At 64.3% G+C, this 10,208-nt stretch carries 9 protein-coding genes and 1 pseudogene; 7 read left to right on the top strand and 3 right to left on the bottom strand.

Features of this window, described 5'->3' with window-relative positions:
• Positions 1–492: pseudogene (eno, locus tag AQY21_RS02850) on the top strand (phosphopyruvate hydratase); the annotation flags it as partial.
• Between the two features lie 108 nt (positions 493–600).
• Here the strand turns inward: eno and AQY21_RS02845 are convergent.
• Complete coding sequence (locus AQY21_RS02845; protein ID WP_058096328.1) at positions 601–1,338, bottom strand: FadR/GntR family transcriptional regulator; 738 nt, start codon at positions 1,336–1,338, stop codon at positions 601–603.
• Between the two features lie 195 nt (positions 1,339–1,533).
• On the opposite strand from AQY21_RS02845, the gene AQY21_RS02840 reads away from it, so the two are divergent.
• The 5 genes from AQY21_RS02840 (at position 1,534) to AQY21_RS02820 (ending at position 7,434) form a co-directional block, all read left to right on the top strand.
• A complete protein-coding gene (locus tag AQY21_RS02840; RefSeq protein WP_058096327.1) occupies positions 1,534–2,739 on the top strand; it encodes a mandelate racemase/muconate lactonizing enzyme family protein in 1,206 nt (401 codons plus the stop codon).
• The gene (locus AQY21_RS02835; protein WP_058096326.1) at positions 2,736–3,503 is read left to right on the top strand and encodes an SDR family oxidoreductase; all 768 of its coding nucleotides are present in this window, start codon (positions 2,736–2,738) and stop codon (positions 3,501–3,503) included. The genes AQY21_RS02840 and AQY21_RS02835 overlap by 4 nt, the downstream gene beginning before the upstream one ends.
• A gap of 58 nt (positions 3,504–3,561) precedes the next feature.
• Entirely contained in the window at positions 3,562–4,539 is a 978-nt protein-coding gene (locus AQY21_RS02830; RefSeq protein WP_058096325.1) for a TRAP transporter substrate-binding protein, read from the top strand.
• Between the two features lie 78 nt (positions 4,540–4,617).
• Positions 4,618–6,498 carry a TRAP transporter large permease subunit gene (locus tag AQY21_RS02825; RefSeq protein ID WP_058096324.1) on the top strand — a complete coding sequence of 627 codons (1,881 nt, stop codon included), beginning with the start codon at positions 4,618–4,620 and terminating at the stop codon, positions 6,496–6,498.
• A gap of 27 nt (positions 6,499–6,525) precedes the next feature.
• Positions 6,526–7,434, top strand: coding sequence for a sugar kinase (locus AQY21_RS02820; RefSeq protein ID WP_058096329.1), 909 nt, complete (start codon positions 6,526–6,528; stop codon positions 7,432–7,434).
• Between the two features lie 78 nt (positions 7,435–7,512).
• Here the strand turns inward: AQY21_RS02820 and AQY21_RS02815 are convergent, their stop codons facing one another.
• Positions 7,513–8,295, bottom strand: a complete 783-nt coding sequence (locus AQY21_RS02815; protein WP_152988081.1) for a 2-keto-4-pentenoate hydratase — start codon at positions 8,293–8,295, stop codon at positions 7,513–7,515.
• A gap of 412 nt (positions 8,296–8,707) precedes the next feature.
• Entirely contained in the window at positions 8,708–9,115 is a 408-nt protein-coding gene (locus tag AQY21_RS02810) for a hypothetical protein (RefSeq protein WP_058096322.1), read from the bottom strand.
• Positions 9,116–9,242: 127 nt separating this feature from the next.
• On the opposite strand from AQY21_RS02810, the gene AQY21_RS02805 reads away from it, so the two are divergent.
• Positions 9,243–9,812 (top strand): hypothetical protein, encoded by a 570-nt coding sequence (locus AQY21_RS02805; protein ID WP_058096321.1) that lies wholly within the window; start codon positions 9,243–9,245, stop codon positions 9,810–9,812.
• The last annotated feature ends 396 nt before the right edge of the window (positions 9,813–10,208 follow it).

The following is a 10,208-nucleotide window of genomic DNA, read 5'->3' as shown; positions in this document are numbered from 1 at the left end:
CTGAGCCCGGCCGAGAACGTCGCCTACCTGGAAGCGCTGTGCAACGACTACCCGATCCTGTCGATCGAGGACGGCTGCGCCGAGGACGACTGGGACGGCTGGAAACTGCTGACCGACACGCTGGGCGGCCGCGTGCAGCTGGTCGGCGACGACCTCTTCGTGACCAACCCGGCGCGGCTGGCCGAGGGGATCGCGAAGGGCTGCGGCAACTCGCTGCTGGTCAAGGTGAACCAGATCGGCACCCTGACCGAGACGCTGGACGCGGTGCGCATGGCCGACCGCGCACGCTATACCTCGGTGATGTCGCACCGCTCGGGCGAGACCGAGGACGCCACCATCGCCGACCTGGCCGTGGCGACCAATTGCGGCCAGATCAAGACCGGCAGCCTCGCGCGCTCGGACCGGCTGGCGAAATACAACCAGCTGATCCGCATCGAGGAAATGCTGGGCGCCGCCGCCGAATATGCCGGGAAATCCATCCTGCGCGGCTGAGCCGGACGAGATCGGAACGCTGAAGGGCGACGGAGGTAGAGGCCTCAATCACGCAATAACATGCGGACTATAGTTGCATGTTCCAGGTTCGGACATTTTGCTGTTGCCTTACGTCACGCCGGCCCGCAGCAGCACGGTGACGGCGCTGTCGAAATGCTCGCCGATGGCGGCTTCGGCGCGGCCGGGGTCTTGGGCGAGGATCGCGGTCGCGATGCGCTCGTGGCAGCGGATGTTCTCTTGCCGGTTTTCATGGGTCGCGCGCGAGCGCCAGCCGATCGCCCAGGTCTGCCGGGTCACGACGCGGAAACTGTCCACGAGGATGGAGTAGAGCGCATTGCCCGAAGCGCGCGCGATGATCTCATGAAAGCGGATATCCAGCTCCATGATGGTTTCCGGGGCATCGTTTTCCAGCCCCTCGAACATTCCCGCCACCACGTCCAGCAGCTCGCGCGCCTCGGCATCGCTGCGCCGCAGGGCGGCGAGGCTGGCCGTGCGCAGCTCCAGCGTGCGGCGGACGTCGAGAATCTGCTGGATGCTCAACTGCCCAGTATAGACCGTGTGATCCAGAATCATGCTCAGCGCATCGGCATCGGCGGCGGCCACCCGCGCACGGCGGCCATTGCCGACTTCTAGGATGCGCAGGGCCGCCAGTCCCCGCAACGCCTCGCGCGCGACGGTTCTGGACACCTCCAGCTCGGCGGCCAGCGCGCCCTCCGACGGCAAAACATCGCCAGGAATCAGCCTCTTGTCGCGGATGAGGCTGCGGATGTCGCGCATCGTCCGCTCGACCAGGCCAGAGGTCTTCAGCTGATCGCTCTCGCTGGATTGTATGATAGGTTTGTTCATTTAGTAGCACAATCATGTCGATTTCTGTTGCAAAACGATAGCATTCCGTCTTAACGGGATGAAGTCATATCTGTGTCGCACCGGAATCAGGAGGAGCCGGTGCCCGCGCCGGGCAGCCGTCCGCGGGCACTGGGGTGGTCCTTGCATGCCGATGACCGGGGGCACAGCGCAAGTGCGAGGGGAGGCCGGCCAGCAATGAAGATCACCGCCATACGGACCTATCGGGTCGAGGAATTCGCCAATGTCCTGTGGGTCCATGTCGAGACCGATGCCGGGATCACCGGCCTGGGCGAGACCTTCTACGGCGCAGAGGCGTGCGAGGCGCATATCCACAACACGCTGGCGGTGCGGTTGCTGGGGCAGGATCCGCTGAAGATCGAGCTGCTGCACAAGGAAATGGTCTCGCTGCCCAATGCGCAGGCCTCGACGGGCGTCGAATACCGCGCGGCTTCGGCGGTGGATATCGCGCTGTGGGACATTTTCGGCAAGGTCGCGGGCCAGCCGGTCCACACCATGCTGGGCGGGCAAAGCTGGGACCGGATCCGCGTCTACAATACCTGCGCGGGCACGCGCTATGTGCGCACCAACAGGATCAAGCCGGTCGATACCTGGAACCTGGACGCCGAACCCTCGCCCCATGAGGATCTGGACGGCTTCATGACCCGCGCCGGCGATCTGGCCGAGGATCTGCTGGAGAACGGCATCACCGCGATGAAGATCTGGCCCTTCGATCCGGCCGCGATCGAAAACAAGGGCATGTTCATCACCGCCGAGCAGATGAAGACCGCGCTGAAGCCGTTCGAGCTGATCCGCAAGGCGGTCGGCGACCGGATGGAGATCATGGTCGAGATGCATTCGCTGTGGAGCCTGCCCGTCGCGAAGGACATCGCCCGTGCCGTCGAGCCCTATGCGCCACGCTGGTATGAGGACCCGATCCGCATGAATTCGCCGCAGGCGCTGGCGGAATTCGCGCGCTCGACGCCGGTCTGGACCTGCGCCTCGGAAACGCTGGGGTCGCGCTTCGCCTACAAGGACTACATGGACCGCGACGCCGCCCATGTGGTGATGGCCGACCTGTGCTGGACCGGCGGCCTGACCGAAGGCCGCAAGATCGCCGCCATGGCCGACACCTATCACCGCCCCTTCGCACCGCATGACTGCATCGGCCCGGTCGGCTTCGCCGCCGCCATCCACATGAGCTTCAGCCAGCCCAACACGCTGATCCAGGAAAGCGTCCGCGCCTTCTACAAGGGCTGGTATCGCGAACTGGTGACCGAGGTGCCGCGCATCGAGGGCGGCTTCGTCTATCCGATGGAGGGACCGGGCCTGGGCACCGAGCTTGTGCCCGCCTTCTTCGAGCGCGGCGACCTGTCCACGCGCCTGTCGGAGCTGGACCGATGAGCCTGAAACTGTTCGATCTGACCGGGCGCACGGCGCTGATCACCGGCTCGTCCCGCGGGCTGGGCCGGGCCTTCGCCGAGGGGCTGGCAGGCGCGGGCGCGAGGGTGATCCTGAACGGCGTCGATGCGGCGCGGCTGGAAGGGGCGGCAAGCGATATGCGGGCGGCTGGCCACGAGGTGCTGACCGCCGCCTTCGACGTCACCGACGAGGCGGCCATCATCGCCGCCTTCCAGGATTTCGACGCGCAGGGCGTGGCGGTGGATATCCTGGTCAACAATGCCGGCATCCAGTTCCGCAAGCCGATGTTGGACCTGGCCACCGCCGACTGGCGCCGGGTGATCGAGGCGAACCTGACCTCGGCCTTCGTGATCGGGCGCGAGGCGGCCCGGAGGATGGCCCCGCGCGGCCGCGGCAAGATCATCAATATCGGCTCGCTGACCTCGGAACTGGCCCGCGCGACGGTGGCGCCCTACACGGTCGCCAAGGGCGGCATCAAGATGCTGACCAAGGCCATGGCCGCCGAATGGGGCGAGGCGGGTATCCAGGCCAATGCCATCGGCCCCGGCTACATGGTCACCGACATGAACGAGGCGCTGCTGTCGAACCCGGATTTCGACGGCTGGGTCAAGGCGCGCACGCCGATGCGGCGCTGGGGCCTGCCCGAGGAATTGGCGGGCACCGCGATCTATCTGGCCTCGGATGCGTCCAACTATGTCTCGGGCCAGATCATCTATGCCGATGGCGGCATGATTTCGGTTCTCTGAACAGCCGCCGGCGGGAGGCCGGCACCCCATCAACATGGTCAACGGGAGGATGTGACCAATGGCAGCAATCAAGACCCTGACGGCGGCGCTGGCCGCCAGCCTGACCTTCGGCGCCGCGGCGTTTGCGCAGGAGTTCACCGCGCGGCTGTCGCTGGACGTGCAGGAAGGCAACCCGAAATATGTCGCGGCGGAGAACTTCGCCAATGCGGTGTCCGAGGCCACCGATGGCGCGGTGAAATTCCAGCTTTTCGCCAACGGTCTTCTGGGCGGCGAGGTGGAATCCGCCGAGGGGATGCGTCTGGGCTCGGTCCAGGCCGGCATCATCACCAGCTCGGTCTTTGCGACCTGGATTCCCGAGGTGCAGGTGCTGGACCTGCCGTTCCTGTTCCGCGACGACGCCCATGCCGAGGCGGCGAACGCGGTCCTGACCGAGCGTCTGGCCGAAAAATTTGAGGAGCAGGGCTTCCACCTGCTGGGTTTCTCGATCAACGGCGCGCGCCAGCCGATGAGCACCTTTCCCATCGACGCGCCGGGCGATGTCGCCGGCAAGAAGATCCGCGTCATCCAGAGCCCGATCCACATCGCCCTGTGGGAAGCCGTCGGCGCCCGTCCGGTGCCGATCCCAGCCTCCGAGGTCTACAACGCCATGCAGACCGGCGTCGTGGACATGTTCGACAACACCGCCACCAATTACCTGACCTTCCGCTTCTACGAGGTGGCGCCGCATTACACCGACCTGCGCCATGTCTATGCCATGGGCAGCTGGGTGGTGGCGAAAAGCTGGTGGGATTCGCTGCCGGGCGAATATCAGCAGGCCATCACCAAGGCCGCGACCGATGCGCAGGCCCAGGTCGCGCCGATGTCGGCGGAGGTCGATGCCGCCTCGCTTGCGGAAGCCGAGGCGAAGGGCGCCACCCTTCACGAGGTCAGCGACAAGCAGCCCTGGATCGAGTTGATGGAGCCGGTCTGGGCGCAGTTCACGCCCCAGATCCCCAGCGCCGACGAGACGATCGCGGCCATCAACGCGATCGAGTAAGGCCGCCGCTTGGGCGCGGCACCGGCTGCGTTCGATCCGGCCCATCGTGACACCGGCAGCCATCGAAAGGCACCCGTGATGCAGGACAATCCGACTATCCATCTGGAAACGCCCGGCGATCCCGTTCCCGCGACCGGACTGGAGCGCGTGGCACGCGTGCTGGAACAGATCGCCGGCGCGATTGCCGTAACCCTTCTGGCGGCGATGACCACGGTGATCTTCGTCAGCGTGATCGCCCGCTATGCGTTCCGGCAGGGCGTGCCCTGGAGCGAGGAATTCGCGATCTGGGGCTTTACCTGGCTGATCTTCATCGGCGTCGCGCTGGGGATGCGGGGGCAACGCCATGTCTCGGTCGAACTGGTGCTTGACCGGATGTCCGCCGGTCCGCGCCGCATCGCCGAGTTCCTGCGCGACGTCCTGGTCGCGCTGGCCCTGATCGCGCTGACCGTCGGCGGCTATAAGCTGTCCAACATGGTCGGCGGCGTCAGCACCGCCCTGCACTGGCCCAACGCGCTGCGCTATGTCGTCATCCCCGCTTCGGGCGTGCTGGCGGTGTTCTTCCTGCTGGTCGAACAGGGCGAGCCGCGCGCGCTTCTGCGCCGGGCAGGCGCAATCGTTCTGGGCGGGCTGCTTTGTCTTGCCATGCAGTATCCGGCCCTGTCTCCCTTCGCGGGCATGTCGGCAAGCCTGCTGATGCTGGCGACCTTCTTCGTCGCCATGGCGCTTGGCGTTCCCGTCGCCTTCGCCATGCTGCTGGGGGTGGTGATGACCACCTGGAGCGGCGGCCTGCTGCCCGCCCCCGCCATCATGCAGAACATGGTCGCGGGCTCGGCCAAGTTCATCCTGCTGGCTATCCCGTTCTTCCTGACCACCGGCTATCTGCTGAACATCGGCGGGCTTTCCGCCCGGCTGATCGACCTGGCCGTGGCGATGTTCGGGCATTTCCGCGGCGGGCTGGCGCAGGTGAACGTGTTCAACAGCGTGCTGGTCGGCGGTATTTCCGGCTCGTCGGGCGCGGATGCCGCCAGCACCAGCAAGGTTCTGGTGCCGCAGATGATCAAGCGCGGCTATCCGGCCGATTTCTCCTGCGCGGTGACGGCCATCTCGTCGATCCTGCCGAACGTCCTGCCGCCGGCCATCGCCATGCTGGTCTATGCCTCGGTGGCGAATGTCTCGATCGCGCAGCTGTTCGTCGCCGGGATCGTGCCGGGGCTGCTGATCGCCGCGGCCCTGATGGTCGTCAACAACATCATCGCCCGCCGCCGCGGATACGAGGCTTCGGGTACCCGCGCGCCGATGCCTGTGATCTGGCGCGCCTTCGTCCGCGCCTTGCCGGCGCTGGTCATCGCGGTCGCGGTGCTGGGCTGCATCCGCTTCGGCATCACCACCGCGACCGAGGCCGGGGTGATCGCGCTGGTCTGGGCGCTGGTGCTGGGCAAGTTCATCTTCCGCGAATGCACCTGGCGCGAGCTATACCGCTCGCTTGCCGATTGCTGTGTGGACAGCGCGCTGATCGGCTTCCTGATCGCGGCATCGGTGCCCTTCGCCTGGGTGCTGGTGGCCGAGGGCCTGCCGCAGGACCTGATCGCCCATGCGAAGGATCTGGCGCTTGGCCCCTATGGGCTGGTGCTGGTGATGGTGCTTGCGCTGTTCGTGGCGGGGATGTTCCTCGACCTGACCCCGGCCATGCTGATCGCGGCGCCCCTGTTCCTGCCGCTGATGACCGCCGCCGGCTTCGATCCGGTTCAGGTCGGCATCATCATGATCATCAACCTGCAACTGGGCGGGGTGACGCCGCCGGTCGGCATCCTGGTCTTCATCGCCTCACAGATCACCCGCACGCCTGCCTCGGCGGTGTTCCGCGAGGTCGTGCCCTTCGTTCTCGCCGTCATCGTCGTGCTGGCCGCCGTCTGCGTCTTCCCGGTGCTGTCGCTCGGCCTCTGGTCGCTGATCGGCTGAGAAGGGTGGCAGCGAATGGACCGGACCATGAAGACCCCCCGCGTGCTGTCCATCGGCGAATGCATGGTCGAGATGGCCCCCGCAGCCGGGGAAGGGCATTACCGGATGAGCTTCGCCGGAGACAGTTTCAACACCGCCTGGTATCTGCGTCGCCTGCTGCCTTCGGGTTGGGCGGTGGATTACTTCACTGCCATCGGCACCGATCCGCTGTCGCGGCGCATGGCGGAGTTCATGGCGGCGGCGGGAATAGGCTGCGCGCATCTGCAACGCCTGCCGGGCGAAGGCGTCGGTCTCTACATGATCCAGCTGGAAAGGGGCGAGCGCAGCTTCAGCTACTGGAGGTCAACCTCGGCGGCCCGCCGGATGCTGACGGAGGAATCGCGGCTGCGCGATGCGCTACGCGACACGTCGCTCGCTTATTTCTCGGGGATCACGCTGGGTATCCTGCCGCCGGAGGATCGTGTTCGCCTGCTCGAATTGCTGCGCGAGGCCCGCGCAGCCGGCACCCTGGTCGCCTTCGATCCAAACCTGCGCCCGACCCTTTGGCCGGACGCGGATGAGATGCGCGAAGCGATCATGGCCGCTGCGGCGATCGCCGATATTGTGCTTCCTTCCTTCGAGGATGAGGCGGCGCATTTCGGGGACGCTTCGCCCGAGGCCACCGCCGCCCGCTATCGCGATGCCGGGACCGGCATGGTGGTGGTGAAGAATGGTGCAGGCAATATCCTCACGGTATCGGACGATGGTGTGGCCAGGCATCCGGCCAAGCACGTTTCCGAGATCGTGGACACCACCGCCGCTGGAGACAGCTTCAACGCCGGCTTTCTGGCCCGCCACCTGCAAGGCGCGCCCATTGCGGAATGCGTCCGGGCGGGGGCGATGGTTGCCGCCCAGGTCATCGGCGCAAAAGGTGCCTTGGTTGGCGTCGCCTTGTGATTTGCCGAAAGCGGCTCTGCACATGGTTGAAAGGTGCGCCTGAACCACGACAAGCCAATGGCGCACCGTCTGAAAATGCTATCCGATCACGTTGAACTTCAGTTCTGCGATCTTGGGAAAGCGGACAACGGCACGTTGGTGCGGTGAAATGCGATGCACCCCCGTCGTTGCACCGGTGGATATCCACATGCCCGATTTCAGGCTATGCCCACGCTGCGCGAGATGATCCGCAAGCCAGGTCAGTGCACCGAAAGGTCCGTCCTGCAATCTGGCGGCGCTGCCTTCTCCGACAGCTTCGCCGTCGATTTCCACCTGCGTCGTCAGTTTCTCCACCGGTCGCTCACGCCAGTTCATGACCTCTGGGCCGACAATGAGCCCCGCGTTGTTGCCATGATCTGAGACAACGGCAACCGGTCCAAGATCGTTGAGCGAGGCAAGCGGGCTGCCCGCAATTTCGACCGCAACATGCATCGCCGAAACGGCAGCATTCAGGTCTTCGGCGCAAGCGCCGGCCGGAATGTCCCGTCCAAGACGGAATGCGAACTCTGCCTCGACCGCGGCGAAGCCGCCCGCGATTACGGAAACCTCAAAGACCTCTTCAGCGGAGTCCGTCCTGTCGATGAGCCGCGTGACCGGCCCCGAAAGGCGATGTGCGCCCAAGCTTGCCTGAAGTTCTGGATGGATCGAAGCGACCTTCCAACCGCTCGGAACCTGTTCCGACAGTGCGATTTCACAATCTTGAATGGCGTAGGCCTTGGTCAGGTCGGACGGCAAAGGACCTGGAAATTCGGCCAGGAAGCTTCCCCGTTTCCGCGCATTGTAGAACGCCTCTGCGATCTGGGTAGCCGTGTCCATCTTCAAGCATGTCCTCATGCGGAGTTCTTCGAGAAAGCGGCGATAACTGGTGATATATGAAGTATGGCCTGTACCTTTCGAAGGCTAGTGTTTTCATCACCGAAGTGATCTCTGATGCAAAGGCAAAGCAGGCTGGGCAGGCAGAGATAGACAGGTTCAGCATCAGGTTCGATCTCTCCATCGCTGAGCAGAAACGTTTTGGGTCGACCGACATAGATACCTCATCGTGAAGCGCGGGTGCTCGACAGGGCTGATGCCTGATTAGGGGCTTGCGAGAAATCGTAAATCTCTGATGAACATGCGGATGACGACACGCATCGTCTTTGACGCCGCAAACAGCAGGATGGTGAGGCGTATTCCTCTTGTACTGGGATCGGTATGCCGAGGATACGGTTCCGATCCGGGCTTGCCTTCGGCCTCACTTTGCGGTCGCCATGCTGGCGAAGCACCGGGCCAATGCGGCAGGCGCGCCCTGGTCGGTCGCCCATTTCGCGACCTCGGCGGCCTCGGACGGATCGGCCATCCCGCCCCAGATGCCGTAGAACATCTGCTTGCCGCCTCGTTCCTGATACAGGAAGTAACCCACGCCGTCCGCGTCGGGGATTTCCGCGCCGACGATGGTCCACGCGCCCTGCCGCAGGACATCGTCGACGACAATCTGCGAGGCGGGGGGCGGCTGGGTCAGCGCGCCGGTGACGAAGGCGCGGAAGGCATTCCTGCCCGCGTCGTCCTGGACCCGGCTAACCCCGTCGCAGGCCGCGGAAGCCTGCGCGACCTGCGGGATGAGAAGAGCGACGGCGATCCACGAAACCTTGAATGAAGGCATGTCCCAATCCTTTCAATGCAATGATCTCTTCGGGCAGGTTACGATAAATTTCCGCCTTGGGGCTGGAAAAACGCGATCCCGGCTTTCAGGATGGATGGGGACGGTGGAAGGATGAAGGAGCCTGGCGATGGATGCTTACGGCCATCTTCGCATTCTCGTCAGCATGATCCTGGGGCTGGGGATCACCCGCGTCCTGTCGGGACTGTCGCGGCGCATCCAGTCGCCCGCCCGGACCGAGGGCATGCTGGCCCAGACGGTCTGGGCGGTCATCGTCCTGCTGGGCGCGGTGCATTTCTGGTGGTGGGAATTCGGGCTGCGCCGCATCAGCGACTGGCATTTCGGCGCCTATGTCTTCATTCTCTGCTATGCCTCGCTGCATTTCGTGATGGCGACGCTGATCTTTCCCGACGCGCTGCCCGACCATGCCGAAAGTGAGAGCTTCTTCATGCGCCGCCGCCGCTGGTTCTTCGGCGTCTTTGCCCTGACATTCGGCTTCGACCTGTTCGACACGCTGATGAAGGGCAGCGACTATCTACATGCGTTGGGGCCCGAGTATTTCCTGAGGCTGGCCCTGGGTCTGTGCGTCGCCTTCGCGGCGCTTCGCGCCCGGACCCTGCAAGGCGTCGCGCTGATCGGGGCGGTCTGGCTGGCCTATGACATCAGCTGGATCGTGCGCAGATATGACAGCCTGGGATGAGCCGAGGGATGAAATGCGCCATTTCGACCTTGAGCGCGGGCCAGTTGCACCTGCTTCATCAATTTTGCCATAGACAGCAAAGTAGATGTGGCGCGAGGATCAGGACCTGCAATCATCTTTACTTGCTCCGGGCGCAAGTAAAGATCATAGCTTGCCGAGGAGCGGAACCTACCCCAATTTGCGCAAAACTGCGATAAAATCTACTGACCGACTGGCTGAGGTTTCGTCATGATGAACTCTCGCTCCATCCCTGATCATAGGAAACCAGGGCCTGCCGAGGCGTGAAATACACTACGGTCATGACAGAGACCCTTGAAGCGTAAGAGGTTGAGCTGCCGCCGATCTTGATGCCATCCACTTTTTCGCCAAAGACATCGGCACTACGGATCATCGACT

It is taken from the genome of Paracoccus sp. MKU1 (assembly GCF_001447385.1).
Lineage (GTDB): Bacteria > Pseudomonadota > Alphaproteobacteria > Rhodobacterales > Rhodobacteraceae > Paracoccus.
This window is presented reverse-complemented; position numbering and strand designations above follow the sequence as displayed.